Annotated in this window: 22 protein-coding genes and 1 pseudogene; 18 read left to right on the forward strand and 5 right to left on the reverse strand. The window is 41.3% G+C overall.

The features are described 5' to 3' along the window. The first annotated feature begins 62 nt into the window (after positions 1 to 62). The 4 genes from NDQ71_RS17225 (at position 63) to NDQ71_RS17240 (ending at position 3,828) form a co-directional block, all read left to right on the forward strand. A complete protein-coding gene (locus NDQ71_RS17225; RefSeq protein WP_192540439.1) occupies positions 63 to 1,481 on the forward strand; it encodes an MATE family efflux transporter in 1,419 nt (472 codons plus the stop codon). 72 nt (positions 1,482 to 1,553) lie between these two features. Then, positions 1,554 to 2,744 carry a succinyl-diaminopimelate desuccinylase gene (dapE, locus tag NDQ71_RS17230; protein ID WP_192540437.1) on the forward strand — a complete coding sequence of 397 codons (1,191 nt, stop codon included), beginning with the start codon at positions 1,554 to 1,556 and terminating at the stop codon, positions 2,742 to 2,744. Positions 2,745 to 2,894: 150 nt separating this feature from the next. Next, complete coding sequence (locus NDQ71_RS17235) at positions 2,895 to 3,326, forward strand: GNAT family N-acetyltransferase (protein WP_225736448.1); 432 nt, start codon at positions 2,895 to 2,897, stop codon at positions 3,324 to 3,326. Positions 3,327 to 3,348: 22 nt separating this feature from the next. Continuing rightward, complete coding sequence (locus tag NDQ71_RS17240) at positions 3,349 to 3,828, forward strand: GNAT family N-acetyltransferase (RefSeq protein WP_064665830.1); 480 nt, start codon at positions 3,349 to 3,351, stop codon at positions 3,826 to 3,828. A 28-nt stretch (positions 3,829 to 3,856) separates the two neighbouring features. Here the strand turns inward: NDQ71_RS17240 and NDQ71_RS17245 are convergent, their stop codons facing one another. After that, positions 3,857 to 5,575 carry a lysophospholipid acyltransferase family protein gene (locus NDQ71_RS17245; RefSeq protein ID WP_064665831.1) on the reverse strand — a complete coding sequence of 573 codons (1,719 nt, stop codon included), beginning with the start codon at positions 5,573 to 5,575 and terminating at the stop codon, positions 3,857 to 3,859. Positions 5,576 to 5,752: 177 nt separating this feature from the next. Here NDQ71_RS17245 and NDQ71_RS17250 point away from each other — a divergent pair, with 177 nt between their 5' ends. After that, on the forward strand, positions 5,753 to 6,673 hold the full coding sequence (locus tag NDQ71_RS17250) for a glyoxylate/hydroxypyruvate reductase A (protein ID WP_192540433.1): 921 nt from the start codon (positions 5,753 to 5,755) through the stop codon (positions 6,671 to 6,673). A gap of 87 nt (positions 6,674 to 6,760) precedes the next feature. Then, positions 6,761 to 6,883, forward strand: coding sequence for a hypothetical protein (locus NDQ71_RS17255; RefSeq protein WP_283711015.1), 123 nt, complete (start codon positions 6,761 to 6,763; stop codon positions 6,881 to 6,883). 43 nt (positions 6,884 to 6,926) lie between these two features. On the opposite strand, the pseudogene NDQ71_RS17260 reads toward NDQ71_RS17255, so the two are convergent. The 3 genes and pseudogenes from NDQ71_RS17260 to NDQ71_RS17270 form a co-directional block, all read right to left on the reverse strand. Then, positions 6,927 to 7,079 (reverse strand): annotated as a pseudogene (locus NDQ71_RS17260) (Smr/MutS family protein); the annotation flags it as partial. A gap of 91 nt (positions 7,080 to 7,170) precedes the next feature. Beyond that, positions 7,171 to 7,416, reverse strand: a complete 246-nt coding sequence (locus NDQ71_RS17265) for a hypothetical protein (protein WP_064665936.1) — start codon at positions 7,414 to 7,416, stop codon at positions 7,171 to 7,173. Between the two features lie 99 nt (positions 7,417 to 7,515). Next, entirely contained in the window at positions 7,516 to 7,968 is a 453-nt protein-coding gene (locus tag NDQ71_RS17270) for a hypothetical protein (protein WP_192540431.1), read from the reverse strand. Between the two features lie 99 nt (positions 7,969 to 8,067). Between NDQ71_RS17270 and NDQ71_RS17275 the strand changes: the two genes are divergently transcribed. Further along, the gene (locus NDQ71_RS17275) at positions 8,068 to 8,451 is read left to right on the forward strand and encodes a response regulator (protein ID WP_192540429.1); all 384 of its coding nucleotides are present in this window, start codon (positions 8,068 to 8,070) and stop codon (positions 8,449 to 8,451) included. Positions 8,452 to 8,516: 65 nt separating this feature from the next. Here NDQ71_RS17275 and rpsT read toward each other — a convergent pair whose 3' ends face one another. Continuing rightward, positions 8,517 to 8,777 (reverse strand): 30S ribosomal protein S20, encoded by a 261-nt coding sequence (gene rpsT, locus NDQ71_RS17280; RefSeq protein ID WP_016708897.1) that lies wholly within the window; start codon positions 8,775 to 8,777, stop codon positions 8,517 to 8,519. 253 nt (positions 8,778 to 9,030) lie between these two features. Here rpsT and murJ point away from each other — a divergent pair, with 253 nt between their 5' ends. The 11 genes from murJ to NDQ71_RS17335 all read left to right on the forward strand — a co-directional run bounded on the left by murJ (position 9,031) and on the right by NDQ71_RS17335 (position 20,296). Beyond that, positions 9,031 to 10,602: a murein biosynthesis integral membrane protein MurJ gene (gene murJ / locus NDQ71_RS17285; RefSeq protein WP_264373503.1), complete on the forward strand. Its 1,572-nt coding sequence runs from the start codon at positions 9,031 to 9,033 to the stop codon at positions 10,600 to 10,602. Positions 10,603 to 10,720: 118 nt separating this feature from the next. Beyond that, positions 10,721 to 11,647, forward strand: a complete 927-nt coding sequence (gene ribF, locus NDQ71_RS17290; protein WP_192540427.1) for a bifunctional riboflavin kinase/FAD synthetase — start codon at positions 10,721 to 10,723, stop codon at positions 11,645 to 11,647. Positions 11,648 to 11,672: 25 nt separating this feature from the next. Next, positions 11,673 to 14,501 carry an isoleucine--tRNA ligase gene (gene ileS / locus NDQ71_RS17295; RefSeq protein ID WP_192540425.1) on the forward strand — a complete coding sequence of 943 codons (2,829 nt, stop codon included), beginning with the start codon at positions 11,673 to 11,675 and terminating at the stop codon, positions 14,499 to 14,501. A 9-nt stretch (positions 14,502 to 14,510) separates the two neighbouring features. Then, on the forward strand, positions 14,511 to 15,011 hold the full coding sequence (gene lspA, locus NDQ71_RS17300) for a signal peptidase II (RefSeq protein WP_064665838.1): 501 nt from the start codon (positions 14,511 to 14,513) through the stop codon (positions 15,009 to 15,011). Then, complete coding sequence (fkpB, locus tag NDQ71_RS17305) at positions 15,008 to 15,448, forward strand: FKBP-type peptidyl-prolyl cis-trans isomerase (protein WP_064665839.1); 441 nt, start codon at positions 15,008 to 15,010, stop codon at positions 15,446 to 15,448. The genes lspA and fkpB overlap by 4 nt, the downstream gene beginning before the upstream one ends. Next, positions 15,448 to 16,377, forward strand: a complete 930-nt coding sequence (ispH, locus tag NDQ71_RS17310) for a 4-hydroxy-3-methylbut-2-enyl diphosphate reductase (protein WP_064665840.1) — start codon at positions 15,448 to 15,450, stop codon at positions 16,375 to 16,377. Before fkpB ends, ispH begins: the two co-directional genes overlap by 1 nt. A gap of 38 nt (positions 16,378 to 16,415) precedes the next feature. Continuing rightward, positions 16,416 to 17,456: a sensor histidine kinase gene (locus tag NDQ71_RS17315; RefSeq protein WP_192540421.1), complete on the forward strand. Its 1,041-nt coding sequence runs from the start codon at positions 16,416 to 16,418 to the stop codon at positions 17,454 to 17,456. Beyond that, positions 17,453 to 18,154 (forward strand): LytTR family DNA-binding domain-containing protein, encoded by a 702-nt coding sequence (locus NDQ71_RS17320; protein ID WP_192540419.1) that lies wholly within the window; start codon positions 17,453 to 17,455, stop codon positions 18,152 to 18,154. Before NDQ71_RS17315 ends, NDQ71_RS17320 begins: the two co-directional genes overlap by 4 nt. Positions 18,155 to 18,262: 108 nt before the next feature. Further along, on the forward strand, positions 18,263 to 18,823 hold the full coding sequence (gene pilV / locus NDQ71_RS17325) for a type IV pilus modification protein PilV (protein WP_192540417.1): 561 nt from the start codon (positions 18,263 to 18,265) through the stop codon (positions 18,821 to 18,823). 1 nt (position 18,824) lies between these two features. Continuing rightward, a complete protein-coding gene (locus NDQ71_RS17330; RefSeq protein ID WP_192540416.1) occupies positions 18,825 to 19,823 on the forward strand; it encodes a PilW family protein in 999 nt (332 codons plus the stop codon). After that, a complete protein-coding gene (locus NDQ71_RS17335) occupies positions 19,811 to 20,296 on the forward strand; it encodes a pilus assembly protein PilX (RefSeq protein ID WP_301561931.1) in 486 nt (161 codons plus the stop codon). The genes NDQ71_RS17330 and NDQ71_RS17335 overlap by 13 nt, the downstream gene beginning before the upstream one ends. Position 20,297 lies beyond the last annotated feature (1 nt).

The raw sequence follows: 20,297 nt of genomic DNA on the forward strand, positions 1-20,297 counted from the left end.
GCGCAATTCATCAAGAGGTCATAGAAATAAGGTATACTTGTGGTTCAATACAAGGGCATAAAATGAACGATACTAACCACCTTTTTTTATCTGGGTCTATCAGCAAAGCACTGTTAAAACTTGCCGTTCCTATTATTCTCATCAATATCTTGCAATCAGCTTATCAATTAACCGATGCTTTTTGGGTTGGCCGCTTAGGCGCAGCGCAAGTGGCGGCTGTGTCTGTCAGTATGCCGGTGACTTTTTTAGTGATCGCAATAGGCTCTGGACTTGCGATGGCTGGCGCTATTTTATCCGCGCAATATATGGGCGCAGGCCAGCAAGATAAAGTGAATCATGTTGCCGCGCAAACCGTACTGATGGTGACGGTGACAGCGATTATATTAGGGGTAATTGGCTATTTATTATCACCTTACTTTTTGCACTTGCTCGGTGTTGAGGATGCGGTTTATAGCGATGCTTTAAAATTCATGCATGTGTCGTTTGCAGGTGTGGTGTTTGTATTTATTTATGCCATGTTTCAGGCCTTAATGCGCGGGATTGGGCAAACAAAAGTGCCCTTGATCATAGTGACAGTGACCGTGCTGTTGAATTTTGTACTCGATCCGCTATTTATTTTTGGCTATGGCAGTTTTGAAGGCTTAGGCGTAATGGGAGCGGCATTAGCCACCTTAGTGACACAAAGCTTAGCGGCCATTGCTGGGATTATTATATTTTTACGTGGTCGTCATGGTATTAAGCTTAAGCTATCAAGTTTCGTCCCTGATTACAGTTATATAAAACAGGCATTTTATTTAGGCGCGCCAGGCTCTGTTGAGCTCTCTGCGCGTGCATTTGGGCTTATTATTATGTCGTTCTTGGTGGCCAGTTTTGGCACTCAGACCATTGCCTCCTATGGTGTTGGCTCTAATATTTTGCAGATGGTGATGATCCCCGCAATGGGGTTGTCTATGGCAGTATCTACCTTAGTTGGGCAAAACATGGGGGCTGGCAATCCACACAGAGCTGAACAAATTACTAAACTGGCAGTGCTGTGGGGCTTATGTGGCCTATCTTTTATTGGTGTACTTGCTTATCTATTTGCGCCTCACTTAGTGGCATTTTTTATTCCTGATGATCAAGCTGTGATCAGTAAAGGAGCCGAGTTTATTCGGGTTATGTGCTTAACTTGGGGTGGTATTGGGGTGCAGTTATGTGTCGTTGCTGCATTTAGAGCATCGGGGAATATGCTTAATGCAATGTTATTGGCATTGTTTTCTCAATGTGTGGTGCAATTCCCTGCGGCGTATATTTTGTCAAAACACACGGCACTTGGCGATCAAGGGATTTGGTACTCGTTTGCAGTAACCAATGTGCTCGTTGCTGTGGTGTCATACTTGTGGTTTGTGCGTGGCCGTTGGCAGCAAACAAAGCTCACTAAAGACGATAAAGACATCGCTCAAGTCACCCAAGAAGCATTTATCGAAGAAGGTGCACACTAATCCGCGTTTTCATAAAGCGGTCATAATCTCAGGTTGTAATGAGTACACTTTATTTTAATTGGTGTGTTTATTATGACCTTTGCAGCCCAACCTCACATTCTCCAGCGAGCAACCCAAAGTAATGCTGTGGTTGACGATTTACAAACGCTGATCAAGTTCAAATCTGTGACGCCTCAGCAAGCAGGCGCAATCGATTGGCTTAGTGCGCAGTTAAATGCACTAGGTTTTGATTGTGAGCAATTTACCTTTAATAAAGTGACTAATCTCATTGCCAAAATTAGCTTTGGTGATGGGCCTAACTATGCTTTTTCAGGTCATATAGATGTTGTGCCAGCCTCTGGTGGGCCGTGGCGAGTAGAGCCATTCTCTGGGGAGATCATTGACGGTGCTATATATGGTCGCGGTAGCGCTGATATGAAAGGAGGCGTTGCAGCTATGTTATCAGCAAGTCGCGCTTTAGTAAGCCATACGGCGAATAAGCAAGGTACTTTTTATTGGTTGATCACCTCAGATGAGGAAGGTGAAGCCGAATATGGTTCACTGCTTATTGCTGAGCGTTTAGCACAACAAGGTGTGCAATTAGCGGGTTGTATTGTGGGTGAACCAACCAGTCACTTGCAGGTGGGTGATACGATCAAAAATGGCCGTCGTGGGGCGCTTTCAGCGCAGTTAACAATTAAAGGTAAGGCTGGTCATGTTGCATACCCTGAAAACACCTTAAATGCAGCTCACCTAAGTGCCGATGTAGTAAAGCGCTTAACTACGATTAACTGGCTACGTGATGAGCCCGGCTCTAAAACCAGTGTGCAAGTCACTGGAATTAATGTTGCAAATGTGGTTGATAATATGGTGCCAGCATGGTGTGAAATGACATTTAACATCCGGTATAGCCATGGTTACAAAAGCAGTGATATAAAAAATGAAATTCAACTTTCGCTCGCTGATTTACAGCACAATATAGATATTCAGTGGCAGCGTCCTTGTGAATCCTATTATACCAGTCATCAAACACATAATTGTTTATTAGCAAAAGTAGAGCAAGCGGTTTTTGATATAACCGGGAGTTACCCGTTATTAAGTACCAGTGGCGGAACTTCTGATGGGCGTTTTTTTGCTAACCAATACACGCAAGTCATTGAATGCGGTGTGAGAAACCATACTATTCATCAAGTAAATGAACATGTAGCAATTAATGATTTACTTAAAATAGAGCAGATCTATACGCGCTTATTAGAGCAAATATTCATTTTAGTTGAGAGGTGAATTAATGTGGTTTGCTTCTTATTCAGGTAACCATATTTTTTGCTAGAAAAATAGTTTCTCAGTGGTATTTTTATGCATTAAAGTATATTTTAGGTACTCCATTTCGTGATTAGTTTGGTCTATTTAAGGAATAATAAATTAATGATAAGAATGGCTAAGAAAGATGATTTAACGGCAGTTTTAAAATTATATAAAGAGCTGCGCCCAGCAGATCCAGAGTTAGACAGTAATCTTGCCAAACAAGCATGGCAGGCGATGATCGAAGACCCTCAAACCTTTTTGATCGTTGCAGATATAGCGGGCGAGCTTGCTTCAACATGTACTTTGACTATCAATAAAAGCATCGCCAATAGCGCAAGACCATTTGCAATGATAGAGCATGTAATTACGGCAAAAAAATTTCGTAGACAAGGTTTGAGTCGCCAAGTATTAGAATTTGCAATTAGTACAGCATGGCAACAAAATTGCTGCAAGGTTATGCTGTTATCAGGCGAAAAACTAACAGCAGCACACGCTTTATACGAGTCAGTCGGGTTTCAAGCCGGTATTGAAAAAGGCTTTGTAATTAAACCAACCTTATAGCTTAGAAAGGTTGGATGTAAAAATGACAATAAAATTGATCAATGATCAAACTTGGTCTGCAGTGTTAAAAATTCAAGCACAGGCATACTTAAGTGTTGAGCCTGAAAGTTTAGCTGTGCTGAAAAGTAAATGGTATAACTCGCCCGAAAGCTGTTTTGTTTACCAGCAAGACGAAAGCATTGTTGGCTATTTGTTAGCACATGCTTGGCATAGTGACGCGCCGCCAAAATTATTTCAGCCATTACCAAGAGAGACGACAGGTAGTACTTTATTTCTTCATGATCTAGCTGTATCTAAAAGTGCATTAGGTCGTGGAGTAGCGACATTGATGTACCAACATTTGCATCAGCATGCTTTATTATCGGCATACCAGCAGATCAGACTTGTGGCTTTACAAAACTCGGTGGGATTTTGGCAGCGACAAGGCTTTGAGTATGTAGAGCAAAGTATCAGTAGCAGCTATGGTACGGATGCCTATTTGATGCAGGCAAAACTTTATTAACCTAGGGGTTAAGCGTACTGCTATGAAGCTAAATTGATTCTTTGCCTAAGTATCTTTTTGCTTTGCCTTCTTTTACTTTTTCAAGATCAACAAGTACTAAGCCATCAATGCAGTTGTTGAAATCTGGATCAACACTAAAACTTAAAAACTGTACGCCGCCAGACTCACATAGTTCGGTGTATTGTTTAAATAGAGTAGGCACTTGTGCGCCCATATTGGCAAGAATATGCTTCAACTCAACAAAGTCTTCTTTAACATCATCACCACAAAATAGGTTTTGGCATTGTTTAAACTGCTGCTCAGTCAGTTTAAACTCATTGTTAGGGGTGGCGAGTTTTTGCGCAGTACCATAATAATGTTGATAGTAATGTACTAGCAGCGCTTTAGCTTGCTCTGGCAGGGCGTTTGAAACACTCACCGCACCGTATAAATAGCGATATTGTGGATAGTTTTGAATAAATGCGCCGATGCCATACCATAAATATTCAAGGCTTTTACGCCCCCAATATTTAGGTTGCACAAAGCTGCGGCCAAGCTCGATACCCGCCTTGAAATAGGGGGTCATTTCATCACTGTAGGCAAATAAGCTGTCAGTATATAGACCTTTGCGGCCGTGTTTATCAATAATAGCTTGCGCGCAGGCTAGTCTGTACGCGCCAACCAGCTCAAGTTGTGAGCCATCCCATAAAACCAAGTGCTGATAATCCATATCGTACTTATCAATATCACGACGCTTACCACTGCCTTCACCAACGGTACGAAACGAAATCTCTCGCAATCGGCCAAGCTCTCTAAAAATCGGTGAGCTGCCTTGATATTGATAAAGGTATATTTGCATGCCATCTTGGGTACTCCCTAAACGTTCGCATTGCTCTATGGCTTTTTTAAGTTCTTTGCGACATTCAGGCGTGGCAATAGGGGTTTGAGTTTTCAGTGGTAAGGTTTTTTTTGAAGTAAGCATATACAGCTGCTTACGGATAAGGTTTACCACCTCTTTGTCTTTTAGGTTTTCTATTAAATAAGATTCTGGCGGAATAGACGCGCCAATTTCAAACTCTAATGACTTTTGTCGTTGCTTAAACATTTCTTTAACCAGTAATAAACTCGCTAACGGCTTGTAAATCATCGAGGTACCATAAAATAGTGGGCTATTTTTGGCTTTAATAAAAATCGGCAGAATAGGGCAATTCGCTTTTTTGGCGATCCGTAAGAAGCCACTGTTCCATTTACAGTCTTTAATACCTGTTGGGCTTAGTCGTGATACTTCCCCCGCAGGGAAAATTAAAAGTGCTCCTTCATCCCTTAGGTGTTGATGAATATTGGTCAACTCCTGCTTCTTGCTCGTACCAGATAAATTATCCACGGGTAATAATAATGAATGCATTGGTGTGACTGACATCAGCATGCGATTTGCGACGACTTTTAAATCTTTACGTACACTTGATAATACTTTAATTAATGCCAGTGCATCTAAAGAGCCAATAGGGTGGTTAGCAACAATAACTAACTTACCTTCACTTGGAATATGCTCGATTTGTTTTGGTTTATAACGTGTATCAAAATCGAGTTCATCAAGTACTTGCTCAACAAATTCTATTCCTTGTAAATGTGGGTATGCATCACCAAAGGCAACAAATTCTTGCTCATGAAGTAAATAACCTAAGCCCTTTTTCACTAACCCTTTTACTTTAGGGGAATTTTCTAACTGTGGTAGGTTTGCTGCGATTACTTTATCAACACTGATCATAATTACCTCATCGTCATCTAGCGTTCAATCTGTGTTCAGCATAAAAGCTTGCTATGACAGTTAGGTTGCAGTTGTGTGACTGTTTAAATAGTCGCGGCAACACATTGTTTTCTAGTTAGATAAACAGTATTGATTAAGGTTATACTGTTCAAAATTAACAACGATGAAAGTATCAACATGCATGTTCTTGTGGCTATAAGTGGGCGAGATTGCAGTAAAATTATTGCAGCACTCGCAGCTAAATTACCGGATATAACTATTTCACAATGGCCTGATTGTGAAAACTTAACCGATGTTGAGTTTGTGATTGCTTGGCTTGCGCCAGCACAGATGTGGCCGCAGCTGCCAAACCTAAAAGCTGTCTCTTCTTTTGGCGCAGGCGTTGATAGCATCGATATGAATTTAATCCCTGATAGCGTTGCTGTAACACGGATAGTGGATGATAACTTAGCTGAAGATATGGCCGAATATGTACTTACTCATACTTTAGCGCACAAACTCAGGCTTAAAGAGTACTTTATTAAACAGCAAAACCAGTTGTGGCAGCCTAAGCGCGCTTTTAAACATCAACATGTGGCTATGCTTGGTTTTGGTGAGTTGGGGCAACGTTGCGTTCAACGCTTAGTTGCTAATAATTTTAGCGTCACTGCCTTTTCGCAAAGCCCTAAAGATATTGCTGGGGTAAATAGTATTCATCAACGCAGTGACTTGGCGAAAGCGCTACCGCGAGCTGATTATTTAGTGTGTTTATTGCCACTTACAGCACAAACCAAAGGATTTATTAATCGTGATTTATTAGCACAATTACCGCCACACGCGGTGGTAATAAATGTAGCCCGTGGGCAGCATGTCGTCGAAGAGGACTTACTGTGGGCATTAGACAATCAGGTTATTCGTGCAGCAACGTTGGATGTCTTCGAGGATGAGCCTTTAGCAGCCGAACACCCATTTTGGCACCACCCAGCAATTACTATCACCCCGCATTGCGCAGCACTCTCTGATGTTGACAGTGTGACGCAGCAAATTGCTGAAAATGTACAGCGCTTGCAAACAGGCAATAAACTAATTAATAAGGTTGATAGAACAAAAGGTTATTAATAATTGATGAATACATGTTGTTAACATATGTTATTTTGGTTAACCTAGGTAGGTATCTTTATAATAAAAATAACAATAAGGTTTATTATGAAACAGCAACAGGGTGGTGTAAAACTCAGTATTATTGTGATCTCTATTATTTTAATGGGCGTGTCCGCATGGTTTAACCAAGCTGGTGCGAATGAGCAAGCCGAGGTTATACAAGAGTAAACACAATAATAAGCTTTACTCAGCGCTCATTATTTACACCGGGTCAGCGTTTACTGTGACGCTCCCGGTTTTCACTCTTTTTCTCATCACTTTTCTTTATCAATACATACGTTGCGCCACTTCCTCCATGGTGTCTCATTGCGCTATGAAAAGCTAACACGCAATCAATTTCCTGTAGCCATTTGTTGGTATAACTTAGTTCATTTTTGCCCAAGTTCTTCCTGCGCAAAAAAATACCCTACTGAGTAAAACTCAGTAGGGTATATAAAATTATCTTGGGAGAGATATTAATTCTGCGGCACATTTAACTGGCCAAAAGTATAAACTTTGAACAGGTAAAAGGTGTTGATCAACACTAAACTCATGTTTGAAATAACACTCGATGACATTAAATCCAAGCTAAATGATAAAAACAGTAGTACGCAGGCGCTGATCGCCGCTACACGCAATATTGTTAATTGATTGATAAAAAACGCCCCTAATCCTAGGGCTAACAGTATAAAATTTAAAAGCCAATCTAGCTCGTTTAGCATGGTTGTATCAGTGTTCATGTGTTGAAAAAAGGAGCGCCATTATGGTGATAAATTGCGCACCTTTCAAGCAAGTAATTTTATATTTTCAGATTAGTTTTTTTAATCCAAAATTAATTTATTTAAAGCTGAAAAAAAGCCAGCTTGTTCAGTTACTCGATATTTGTGACAGGTCTCAGGTTGTTTATTGTTTTGGCATAAATACAGGCTATTACGTGCTAAATCGGCATTTGGTTGTAAATTTGAATCAAATAGCATTGCACCGTAACCAAATACTCCGGGCCAATACACACTTTGTGTAACTAGGCCTAGTTTTTCATAGGTTAATAATTGCGGTTTAGGAATAATTAAAATAGTGCAAACAACGACAATGGCAGCGATAAGCCCGGTACGGCTTTTTTTGGTTACCGGTAACTCAGGACTAACAGCACTCGACGTTGGCTGGGGAGCTGCGCGAGTTTGGCTGGTGGCTTTGCGCTTGTTAGTTGATGCCACTGGTTTTTTTCGTTGTGGGGTTTTTCCTAACAAGGATTGTTTTTTTATTTTGTTCGACATAAAGCAAATCTGGCCTTTTAAGCAGAGCTCTCTATAATGAGATTATTAAATTATATACATAATAACTTAAACCTAGTTCATAACCTACGGGGATTAACTATGAATACGCAGCTTTCAATTTTAATAGTGGATGATGTGGGAACAGTGCGTAGCTTTCTTAATCAAACACTCATGCACTTAGGCATTGAAAAAGTTAATGAAGCATCAACAGCTGCACAATGCATCAGTGCATGTCAGGCGGCTGATTATAATATTATTTTTTTAGATATAGAATTGCCTGACGGCGACGGTAAAGAGATTATTGCCCAGATCAATGAGATAAACCCTGAAACCAACGTGGTGATGGTATCGGCTCATTCAACGGTTGAAAACGTTAAAGATGCAATTGAAAAAGGTGCTAAAGGGTTTATTGTAAAGCCGTTCACCCCTAAAAAAATTGCCGCTATGTTGAAAAAGTTTTACCCAGATTTAGAAGTCGTGTGATGAGGTAAATAGCAGATATAAAAAAACCGGCCTAGGCCGGTTTTTTATATTCTAGCAAAAACAAATTATAGCGCTTTGATCTTAGCTGCTAAACGGCTCTTATGACGAGCTGCTTTGTTTTTGTGAATTAGACCTTTAGTTGCATAACGGTCTAAAATAGGTGTAGCAACTGCGAAAGCTTGCTGTGCAGCTTCCTTGTCGCCCGCTTCAATAGCAACAACTACTTTTTTGAAGTATGTACGCATCATTGAACGACGGCTTGCGTTATGCTGACGGTTTTTTTCGCTAGTGATAGCGCGTTTTTTTGCAGACTTGATGTTAGCCAAGGTTTGCTCCTAACAATCTTAAAATAAGCTTAATTTAAAGGCCGTGGAATATGCCTTTTTTAATCATGAATGTCAATAAAAATTTGACATAACAAGAAAAACTGCTCCTTTATAACGAACATCAATTTGCCGCTTTAGCAGTTAATGACGCTATTGTAACAAAGGCGGTGAGTTCAGCCTAGTGCTTTAGAGCGATTTATAAAAAAGACTGTGGCATAATCGGCTTTATTGTTGGTTTTAAAGCAGGTTTAAAGTGGCTAAAGGATTATTTCGTTCCGGTATGATTGTAAGTTGTATGACAATGATATCGCGTATTTTAGGTTTAGTACGAGATGCTGTGGTTGCGAACTTACTCGGCGCAGGTGCTGCCGCAGATGTTTTTTTATTCGCTAATCGGATCCCCAATTTTTTACGTCGCTTATTTGCCGAAGGTGCATTTGCACAGGCCTTTGTCCCTGTGTTGTCGGAAATTAAAGAACAGCAAGGCGACGATAAAGTCAGGTTATTTGTGGCTCAAGCAGCAGGCACTTTAGGGACTATCTTACTGGTTGTTACCCTCTTTGGTGTTATTGCATCGCCGGTTATTGCTGCGTTGTTTGGAACCGGTTGGTTTATTGAGTGGTGGCAAGGGGGCGCAGAGGGGGAAAAATTTGTTTTAGCCAGTAGTTTACTTAAGCTCACTTTTCCTTATTTATTTTTTGTAAGCCTCGTTGCGCTCAGTGGTGCGGTAATGAATGTTTATAATCGTTTTGCTGTAGCTGCATTTACACCTGTTTTACTCAATATTTCGATTATAACCTGTGCCATTTTCTTACATGATAAATTTTCAGTGGGTGCCTATGCACTCGCTATCGGTGTCTTTGTCGGCGGTATAGTGCAGTTATTATTTCAATTGCCGTTTTTGTATCGTGCAAAAATGCTGAGCCGTCCGCGCTGGGCGTGGCAGGACGACAATGTCAAAAAAGTGCGTAAGTTAATGTTGCCTGCGTTATTTGGGGTCTCAATTAGTCAAATTAATCTACTATTAGATACTGTGATTGCGTCGTTGTTGATGACCGGCTCAATTGCTTGGTTATATTATTCTGATCGACTCATTGAGTTCCCGCTGGGTCTATTTGGTATCGGTATTGCGACCGTAATTTTGCCTGCCTTATCAAAATTACACAGTAGCAAAAAGAATAGTGACTTTCAGCACACCTTAGATTGGGGGGTGCGGTTTGTGATCTTTTTAGGCTTACCTGCAATGGTTGGTTTAATGATCATCAGCCCACTAATTATCTCAGTATTATTTGATCATGGCGCATTTAAAGACGGTGAGATTGACCATGTACAGGCTGTTAGTTTGGGGGTTATGGCCTATTCGGTAGGGTTAGTCAGCTTTATGCTGATCAAAGTGTTAGCGCCTGGCTTTTATGCTCGCCAAGATACCAAAACGCCAGTGCGTATTGGTATTATTACCTTAGTGCTCAATATGGTGTTTAACATTATGTTGGCGCCGTTTATTGGCTATTTAGGCCTAGCTCTTGCAACGTCGATGTCAGCCAGTTGTAATGCGTACCTACTTTATCGTCAATTAAGTAAAGAGCAGGTTTATCAATTTTCGCATTTTAGTTTACTGTTTACTTGCAAATGTGCTGCCGCTGCTTTAATCATGGGAGGTGTTGTTTGGTATGCTGCAACGCAGTTTTTATGGCGTCAATGGCATTTTAGTGAGCAAGTTGTATTGCTTTCAGGCTTACTTGCGTTGGCAGGCGTTGTGTACTTTTTTGTATTGTTTTTACTCGGTGTGCGACTAAATACCATAAAAAACGTTATTACTGCATAATTGGACTAAAAAAATTAACTGAAACTCGCATCTTGAGGTGGTTTGGGTATAATCGGTGGTTCTGTAACCCAAGTGAAATTTTACTCGGTACATAACGCGCATTAAGGCATTAGGTGGCATGGAGTTAATTAGAGGTATTCACAATATTCGTGCGCAGCACTATGGCTGTGTGTTGACCATTGGTAATTTTGATGGTGTGCATCTAGGTCATACGGCAGTGCTCAATGGGTTACTCAATGACGCTAAGAAATATAACTTACCCAGCACGGTAATGTTATTTGAGCCGCAGCCGCAGGAGTTTTTTGCTAAAGACAATGCACCAGCTCGACTAACGCGATTACGTGACAAGCTACTTTTATTAGCTAAATTGGGCATAGACCGCGTTATTTGCATTAGTTTTAATCAACAATTCGCCAATATGCAAGCAGAGCAGTTTGTAACAGAAATACTGGTTAATAAACTTGGTGTGAAAGCGTTAACAGTAGGTGATGATTTTCGCTTTGGTAAAAGGCGCCAAGGGGATTTTAATCTCCTCACTAAAATGGGCCAAGCGGCGCAGATGGATGTAAAAAGCACCGCGAGTTTTCGACAATTAAATGCTAGAGTAAGTAGCACATTGATACGTCAAGCACTTGCTGATGGTCAACTCGTGCACGCCAAAGCGATGCTCGGTCATGATTATGCAATATCAGGGCGAGTGATCCATGGCTGGAAGCGCGGCCGAGAACTTGGTTTTCGCACTGCGAATATCGCATTAAAACGGCAAGTATGCCCAGTAAATGGGGTGTTTGCTGTGCAAGTAACGTTAAACGATAAAACAGTGTATGGGGTTGCAAATATTGGCAACAAACCCACATTTAATGGAACACGCGCATTATTAGAAGTTCATTTGTTCGACTTTGCGCAAGATATTTATGGACAGTTTATGCACGTGGAGTTAATTAAAAAACTTCGCGATGAGAAAAAATTCGAGACATTAACACAATTGACGGCACAAATAGCAACTGATGTTGCTGCCGCTAAACAGTGTTTTGGTTTAAATTAGGTAGCCGATACGGAAACTAGGATTAATGAGCGACTACAAGCATACTTTGAATTTACCGGAAACAGAATTTCCAATGCGCGGCAATTTGGCACAACGTGAGCCAAAAATGCTTAAAACATGGTATGAAGATGACCTATATGGTCAAATTCGCAACGCTAAAAAAGGTAAAAAGACCTTTATTTTGCATGACGGCCCTCCGTATGCAAATGGCGATATCCATTTAGGCCATTCAGTAAATAAAATTCTAAAAGACATTATCGTAAAATCAAAAACTTTATCTGATTTTGATGCACCGTACGTACCGGGCTGGGATTGTCATGGTCTACCAATTGAATTAATGGTAGAGAAAAAAGTAGGTAAGCCGGGTGTAAAAGTTACGGCGGCAGAGTTTCGTGAAAAATGCCGTGCCTATGCGAAAAAACAAGTTGAAGGTCAAAAAGTTGATTTTAAACGTTTAGGTGTTTTTGCTGATTGGGATAAGCCTTATCTAACCATGAACTTTGATTTTGAAGCCAATGCAATTCGTGTACTAGGCCGTATTATCAAAAATGGCCACTTACACAAAGGCGCAAAACCTGTGCATTGGTGTACAGATTGTGGCTCAGCATTAGCAGAAGCTGAAGTTGAATATCAAGATAAACAGTCGCCAGCAATTGATGTACGTTTTCAGTTTGTTGATCAAGCTGCGGTGGTAAGCGCATTTGATTTAAAAGCGGATCATCAAGGCACAGGCACCGTTAGCACTGTGATCTGGACTACGACACCTTGGACCCTGCCTGCTAACCGCGCAGTTGCTGTACATGCTGATTTAGAATACGCACTAGTGCAAGTGGATGATGAAGGCGCACAACAACGTTTAATCTTAGGTTCAGAGCTGGTTAAAGATGCCATGGATCGTTATGGTTTTAATCATTACCACGTATTAGGGTATGTAACCGGTTCAGCACTTGAGAATTTACAAGTAGCGCATCCGTTTTATGACTTTAATGTGCCAGTGATTGTTGCTGATCACGTTACCACTGACTCAGGTACAGGTATCGTGCATACTGCACCAGGACACGGTCAAGAAGATTTCGTGGCGGGTCTACAATATGGCTTAGAAGTGGCTAACCCTGTTGGCGCAAATGGTGTGTATTTACCCGACACTGAGCTTTTTGCAGGTCAACACGTATTTAAAGCAAATGCTAGCGTAGTTGAAGTGCTTATCGAGCGTAATGCTCTAATGCATCACCATGCCCTTACGCACAGCTACCCGCATTGCTGGCGTCACAAAACGCCAATTATCTTCCGTGCTACGCCGCAGTGGTTTGTGAGTATGGATCAAGCTAATTTGCGTCAAGATTCATTAAAAGAAATTAAAAACACACAGTGGTTACCAGAGTGGGGCGAAAGCCGCATTGCGAACATGGTTGAAGGTCGCCCTGATTGGTGTATTTCGCGTCAACGTACTTGGGGTGTGCCAATTGCTTTATTTGTTGATAAAGACACTGGTGCTCTTCACCCAGATACACAAGCATTGATTGAAAAAGCGGCGCAGCTGGTCGAAAAATCAGGTATTCAAGCATGGTACGACTTAGAGCCTGCGACTTTACTTGGTGAAGCTGACGCTCAACAATACATGAAAGTACAAGATACGTTAGATGTATGGTTTGACTCAGGTGTAACACACGCGTGTGTGGTTGATGCCCGTGAAGATTTAGTTGGCCCAGCTGATTTATACCTGGAAGGTTCAGATCAACACCGTGGTTGGTTTATGTCATCAATGATGACTTCAGTGGCAATTAATGGCCATGCGCCTTATCGTCAAGTGCTAACGCATGGTTTCACTGTGGATGAAAACGGCCGTAAGATGTCAAAATCGTTAGGTAACGTTATTTCGCCACAAAATGTGATGAATAAATTAGGCGCAGATATCTTGCGTTTATGGGTTGCTTCAACTGATTACACAGCAGAAATGACTGTATCAGATGAAATTTTCAACCGTTCAGCGGATCGCTACCGTCGTATTCGTAACACTAGCCGTTATTTATTAGCTAACTTAAGTGGTTTTGATCCAAAAACTGACCAAGTTGCTATCGACGATATGGTTGAACTGGATCGTTGGATTGTTGGCCGTGCAGCACAGTTACAAGATGAAATTTTAGCAGCTTACGAAAGCTATCAAATGCTGCAAGTAACGCAAAAGCTAATGAATTTCTGTACTGGTGAGTTAGGTTCATTTTACCTAGACGTGATCAAAGACCGTCAATACACAGCTAAAAGTGATAGTCATGCCCGTCGTTCGTGTCAAACTGCGCTGTATCATATTGCAGAAGCGATGACGCGTTGGATGGCGCCAATCATGAGCTTTACAGCACAAGAAATTTGGCAAGCACTACCAGGTGAACGTGACCAGTATGTATTCACATCAGTTTGGTATGATGGCTTAAAAGCTGTTAGCGAAGGTCAGTTTAGTAACGATGATTGGTTAACTATTCTTACTGTGCGTGATGAAGTAAACCGCGTCCTTGAAGGTGCACGTAAAGAAGACGTGATAGGCGCAACATTGCAAGCCAATGTCGCTCTTTATGCTAATGCTGAGCTAGCTGCAAAATTGGCAGCGCTAGGTGATGAATTACGCTTTGTGTTCTTAACTTCTAAAGTCACTGTAACAGCGGTTGATGCACAGCCTGAAGGCACTCAAGCGACTGAGATTGAAGGTCTGTATATTGCCGTATCAGCAACTGATGCACAAAAGTGTGAACGTTGTTGGCATTACTGTGATGATGTAGGTTCAAACCCTGCTCATGAAGAAATTTGTGGCCGTTGTGTGAGCAATGTTGACGGCGAAGGCGAGACGCGTCAGTTCGCATAGGAGTATTAAGTGAGCAAACTAGCCCAAAAAAGTGGTTTAGTGTGGCTATGGTTAAGTCTACTACTTTTAGTAGTAGACTTTGCTACGAAAACACTGGTTGTTAAAACCATGAACTTACGTGATTCAATTGATATTTTACCGTTTTTTAATCTTACTTACGTACACAACTACGGAGCCGCTTTTAGTTTTTTAAGTGAAGCGGGTGGTTGGCAACGTTGGTTTTTAAGCATTATTGCAATATCAATTAGTGTGCTGTTGATCTGGTGGTTAAAACGTTTACCTGCGACCAACAAGGTGCTTTGTGGGGCTTATTCGTTAGTACTTGCGGGAGCGCTGGGTAATTTATACGACCGTATGACTTATGGTTATGTGGTTGACTTTTTGCACTTCTACTACGAAAACTGGAACTTCCCTGCATTTAATATTGCTGACAGTGCCATTTGTATTGGTGCTGCATTATTATTATTTGATGCCTTTACTGGCGAAAGTCCTAAGGAGCAAAAAGCATGAGCCAAGTTGTAATCGGTGAAAAGTCAGAAGTTATTTTTCATTTTTCAATTAAACTATCGGATGGCTCTGCTGCTGACTCAACCAAAGTACATAATAAGCCTGCTAAATTAACAATGGGCGATGGCAGCTTGACGGCAAACTTTGAAAAGTGTTTGTTTGGTTTAGCGCCAGGCGACAGTAAGTCATTTGAGCTTGAGCCAGAAGACGCGTTTGGGCAACCCAACCCAGATAACATATATTATGTTGACCGCAGTAAATTTGGCCCTGAAACACCGGCTACCGTTGGTTCTATCATTGCCTTTACACAACCGGATGGTACTGAGTTACCGGGTGTTGTACGTGAAGTGCAAGGGGAGTCTGTAACGATTGATTTTAATCATCCGCTGGCAGGCCAACGTTTAACCTTTGAAGTTGATATTTTAGAGGTGAATGGCTAATGGATATTTTACTTGCAAACCCACGTGGATTTTGTGCTGGCGTTGACCGTGCTATCAGCATTGTTGAGCGTGCTTTAGATATCTTTGAAAAGCCAATTTATGTGCGCCATGAAGTAGTACATAACCGTTATGTTGTAGATGGTTTAAAAAATCGTGGTGCGGTATTTGTTGAAGAGCTGGATCAAGTGCCAGACGACAGCATTGTTATTTTTAGTGCCCATGGCGTGTCACAAGCTGTACGCAGTGAAGCTAAGCGTCGAGATTTAAAAGTATTTGATGCTACGTGCCCGTTAGTGACTAAAGTGCATATGGAAGTGACCCGTGCTAGCCGTAAGGGAACTGAGTGTATTTTAATTGGTCACCATGGTCATCCTGAAGTTGAAGGTACTATGGGTCAGTATGATAACGATGCCGGCGGTATCTACTTAGTAGAAACACCTGAAGATGTTATGAAACTGAGTGTTAAAAACCCTAATAATTTATTTTATTGCAGCCAAACTACTTTATCGGTTGATGACACCGCAGATGTAATTGATGCACTGAGAGTAAAGTTTCCATCAATCGATGGGCCACGTAAAGATGATATTTGCTACGCGACCCAAAATCGTCAAGATGCAGTGCGTGATTTAGCCGATAAAGTTGATGTGTTATTGGTAGTCGGGGCAAAGAATAGCTCTAACTCTAATCGTTTACGTGAACTGGCAGATAAAATGGGCACTGTGGCTTATTTAATTGATGATGCCAGCAATGTAGAAGATAACTGGTTTACCAATGCCAAAGCGGTTGGTGTTACGGCGGGTGCATCGGCACCAGAAGTGTTAGTACAACAAGTGATCAATCGTCTTAAGGAACTTGGCGGTAAGCAGGTAATTGAAAATCCAGGCGAAGAAGAAAACATAGTATTTGCCGTACCCGTTGAGCTACGCTAACCTTAGCGTACTAACAGGACATTTTTAAGGAGCGCGCAATGAGCAAGTCGGTGCAAACCAATACTTTGCTTTTTGCGGCGCTGTTTAAAGAACGCGGCGTACTTGCTACGTTAGTGGTGGCGCAAGTTATCGCCACTATACTTGCGTTCGCTCCTGCAACTGCGGATGATATTTGGATCCGCCTCGGTGGGATCAGCTTGTTTGTACATCTCACATTTTTGTCTAGTCTAACTTGGCTTTACTTACTGCGAACACAACTCCAGCAGCTAAGACAAGCACTGCAATTGACTGCCTTAATGCTCTCATTACTACTTACAACAGCTGTTTTTAGTGGTTTGTTAATTGAGTTTGCTGGTGATTATTTTGTGCAACAAAATAGCTATGAGTTTATCTTAAGAAACCTGCTAGTGGTGTTTTTAGTCACCGCATTATTCATTCAATTCTTAACCATCCATTTTGAAAAAGAACAACAAACCAACGCACTAGCTCGCGCTGAATTAGATGCCTTACAGGCACGTATTCGGCCGCACTTTTTGTACAACAGCCTCAATACCGCCGCTGAACTCACTCATTATGATCCACAAGCCGCAGAGCAAGCAATTTTAGCGCTTGCTGCATTATCACAAGCCGCTATGCGGGTTGGCAAAGAAACCGCATTAGCCGATGAAATCACACTCACTCAGCAATATATAAAGTTAGAAAGCTGGCGCTTTGCAGAGCGCTTGCAAGTTAATTGGCAACTACCTGAACAGTTACCAGCTATCACTATTCCATGTTTAACACTGCAACCATTACTAGAAAATGCAGTGTGTCATGGCGTTGAGCCTGCGCTGACTGGTGCGACAATTTACGTTGAGTTGCATATTAGTAAACGTTCATTAGTTATTTTAGTGGAAAATCCAATCTCGACGCAGCAACAAAAACGCCCTGGAAATGGTATGGCACTGGATAATATTCGTCAGCGGTTAGACCTTTACTATCAAGGTCGTGCAAAGCTGACGGTAACAACCCGTGGTGATGTATTTCGAGTTAAATTAGTGCTGCCTTTGAGTATTGATGATGTGCAGGTGCAAGCATGAAGGTGCTGATCGTCGATGATGAGCCATTAGCGCGCGCGCGTCTTCAGCGGTTACTTGCTCACTACCCTGAATATCAGCATGTAGCTCAAGCAAGTAGTGGTAATGAGGCTTTGCAACAAGTTAAGTTGCAGGCCCCAGATATTGTATTTCTGGATGTTGATATGCCAGCGATGAGCGGTTTAGAAGTTGCGACACAATTGAATAAGCTGCCGGTACCACCTGCGATTATTTTTGTCACCGCTCATCCTGAGCATGCTTTAGATGCATTACAGCTCAGTGCTGCGGGTTATTTAGTAAAACCGGTGACAGAGCAAAATCTGGCAAACACCATAGAGCAGCTAGGGCGTTTAACGAGAGCGCATGTGCACAAGCAACGACCTGCAATGATCAGTTATCAACTTGCAGGCGTGACCAGAAGTGTGGCGTTAGCAGAGGTATGTTATGTGATAGCGGAAGATAAATACACGCGTTTGATATTCACTCACGGCGAAGCACTGCTTGATCAAAGCTTAAAGCAACTTGAGCAAGAATATCCCACCCAGTTATTACGCATCCATCGTAAAATATTAATTAATAAATCGCGCTTAGTTGCGTTAAAAAAAGCGGGTGATGGCAGCCATGTGGTTGCACTAAGCGACTGTAGCTGCTTATTACCGGTAAGCCGACGAGCTTATAAAACCGTTAAAGATCATCTCTAAAGCTAGTTAACCATTCATCAACAAATATAACCGTTCATCCTTAGCATTGTTGTATATACACAGTGTTCGCATATGCTTATAGTCAGATTGTTTTATATTAGGTGTGTTATGAGAGTCACCAATTCGTCATCACAACGAGGCTTTACCTTAGTTGAGGTATTAATCGCGTTTGTGATCCTAAGCTTTGGCCTACTCGGTGCGGTCGCACTACAAGCAAAAGCAAAACAAGCCAGCTTCGACTCTATGCAACGAGCAGCAGCAGTTGCTTTAGGTAATGACATTATTCAACGGATACGAGCAAATGATACACCTCAGTTAGCAACACTTTATAAACAAAATTTTAGCAGTGAAACTAAAGCCAGTTCATCGACAACTTGTTTTAATTCCTCATGTAGTGCCGCACAAATTGCCTTACTCGATATAGAGCAATGGAAACGAGCAATACGCGCACGAGAAAATACCGGCTCTTTAGACAGTGCTACAGTATGTATTAATCCTGAGGCAGTCGCTGGCACTGGAGGAAAAGGGTTTAATTTAGAAGTTATAGTAACGTGGCAAGGGCGCCAAGAGTTTTCCGCAAATAAAGATACCGAGAGTGTTGCGTGTGGTACAGCTGATAAAAGGCGTCGCTTAGTGGTAATTACCAGTTATATTTATGTGAGGAGTTAACATGAAGCAAACAGGTTTTACACTTATAGAGGTGATGATTTCCTTGTTCATTGGTGGGCTTATACTTGGTGGTGTTATGTTTACTTATATTGGTATGAAAGTAACGACTAAAGACACTATGGCTATAGGAGAGATGCAAGAGTCGGGCCGATTAGCGATAAATATAATGCAACGAGATATTGAGCAAGTCGGGTTTTGGGGTACTTATTACGATGATTCATTCACTACAGCTAATACTGTTGTTAATTCAGCTATCACAGAGACCCCAGATTGTGGTGAGGGATTAAATAATGGTAGTTTCCCTGATTTAACGAGCAGCAGTAACTTTCGCTCCATTTACGCAAAAACAGCCAAAAGCAACAATGAGCTAAATTGCATCAGTGATGCAGTTAAAGATACAGATATTCTACAACTGAAATTTTTACAGGGTGATCCCCAGTATAATGCTGCCAATAACATTAATAAAACTATAGATGAGGTTAATTATTTTGTTGCAGAGCAGGAGAATGCCATGTTTGTAACTGGTAATTACACCCCTACAAATGGTAATGCAACAATATGGCCTTATAGCCATCATGTCTATTATATTGCAGAGCAAACATATGAAGTAAATAATAAAAAAATAACAGTTCCTGTATTAAAACGTAAGCGATTAGTTAATAACGGTATGACGTCAGAAACTATCATGGAAGGTATTGAAAATATGCGCTTTATGTTTGGTCTCGATACTACTAACGATAGTCGAGTCGATACCTATAAAAGTATCGCAGATATGACACCGACTGATTGGGAAAATCGTAAAGGAATTTTGACCTTACAACTATTTTTATTGGTAAGAACACTGCAACCCGACCCTGGAATTAAAATTAATAATCAAAAATATATACTTGGAGAAGGTTCAGGTAAGCGAGAATTAACATTTAATGATAACTACAGACGCACCGTATTCACCACTACTATTCGTTTAAGTAACGTTGGGGGAAACCTATGGAAAATTTAAATATGTTACAAAATAGGCAGCAAGGTGTAGTGCTTATTACAGCATTAATTATGGTCATAGCAGTGATAGGAATTGCGGTTACTTTAATGAGCAGTAGTAGTATTGATATTAAAATTACCAACGCAGCCCAAGAGCGCGAGGTTGCAGAAAATCAACTAATTGGTGAAGTGCAGCGAATAATTGCTGACGAAGTCAGTAAAGGAGCTACTAATCAGTTCTTTTTGACCCCTGAAGAAGTTTCAGACAAGGGTATTGTTATGGCCGAACGTGATGATATGAAAAGCAATATGATTAATTTAAACAATGGTGTACTCGATTTAGAATGCCCTCGTCGTTTTAGTTTTACTGCTGGTATCTCATGCAACATGGTACAAGTTTCAACAACCATAGAATATGGCTCTAAAAGTAAGCACCAGCTTACAATTGTCACCGGCGTAGCCCAAGAGATGGCTAGCATAAGTAAGGGGATTTAAA

This window comes from Pseudoalteromonas sp. KG3, assembly GCF_030436385.1.
In the GTDB taxonomy this organism is placed as follows: Bacteria; Pseudomonadota; Gammaproteobacteria; order Enterobacterales; family Alteromonadaceae; genus Pseudoalteromonas; species Pseudoalteromonas prydzensis.

Bases quoted from the DNA above. Each gene is read 5' to 3' on its own strand.
- NDQ71_RS17225 (WP_192540439.1), top strand. From the start codon at position 63: ATGAACGATACTAACCACCTTTTTTTATCTGGGTCTATCAGCAAAGCA.
- dapE (WP_192540437.1), top strand. From the start codon at position 1,554: ATGACCTTTGCAGCCCAACCTCACATTCTCCAGCGAGCAACCCAAAGT.
- NDQ71_RS17235 (WP_225736448.1), top strand. From the start codon at position 2,895: ATGGCTAAGAAAGATGATTTAACGGCAGTTTTAAAATTATATAAAGAG.
- NDQ71_RS17240 (WP_064665830.1), top strand. From the start codon at position 3,349: ATGACAATAAAATTGATCAATGATCAAACTTGGTCTGCAGTGTTAAAA.
- NDQ71_RS17245 (WP_064665831.1), bottom strand. From the start codon at position 5,575: ATGATCAGTGTTGATAAAGTAATCGCAGCAAACCTACCACAGTTAGAA.
- NDQ71_RS17250 (WP_192540433.1), top strand. From the start codon at position 5,753: ATGCATGTTCTTGTGGCTATAAGTGGGCGAGATTGCAGTAAAATTATT.
- NDQ71_RS17255 (WP_283711015.1), top strand. From the start codon at position 6,761: ATGAAACAGCAACAGGGTGGTGTAAAACTCAGTATTATTGTGATCTCT.
- NDQ71_RS17265 (WP_064665936.1), bottom strand. From the start codon at position 7,416: ATGCTAAACGAGCTAGATTGGCTTTTAAATTTTATACTGTTAGCCCTA.
- NDQ71_RS17270 (WP_192540431.1), bottom strand. From the start codon at position 7,968: ATGTCGAACAAAATAAAAAAACAATCCTTGTTAGGAAAAACCCCACAA.
- NDQ71_RS17275 (WP_192540429.1), top strand. From the start codon at position 8,068: ATGAATACGCAGCTTTCAATTTTAATAGTGGATGATGTGGGAACAGTG.
- ribF (WP_192540427.1), top strand. From the start codon at position 10,721: ATGGAGTTAATTAGAGGTATTCACAATATTCGTGCGCAGCACTATGGC.
- ileS (WP_192540425.1), top strand. From the start codon at position 11,673: ATGAGCGACTACAAGCATACTTTGAATTTACCGGAAACAGAATTTCCA.
- fkpB (WP_064665839.1), top strand. From the start codon at position 15,008: ATGAGCCAAGTTGTAATCGGTGAAAAGTCAGAAGTTATTTTTCATTTT.
- ispH (WP_064665840.1), top strand. From the start codon at position 15,448: ATGGATATTTTACTTGCAAACCCACGTGGATTTTGTGCTGGCGTTGAC.
- NDQ71_RS17315 (WP_192540421.1), top strand. From the start codon at position 16,416: ATGAGCAAGTCGGTGCAAACCAATACTTTGCTTTTTGCGGCGCTGTTT.
- NDQ71_RS17320 (WP_192540419.1), top strand. From the start codon at position 17,453: ATGAAGGTGCTGATCGTCGATGATGAGCCATTAGCGCGCGCGCGTCTT.
- pilV (WP_192540417.1), top strand. From the start codon at position 18,263: ATGAGAGTCACCAATTCGTCATCACAACGAGGCTTTACCTTAGTTGAG.
- NDQ71_RS17330 (WP_192540416.1), top strand. From the start codon at position 18,825: ATGAAGCAAACAGGTTTTACACTTATAGAGGTGATGATTTCCTTGTTC.
- NDQ71_RS17335 (WP_301561931.1), top strand. From the start codon at position 19,811: ATGGAAAATTTAAATATGTTACAAAATAGGCAGCAAGGTGTAGTGCTT.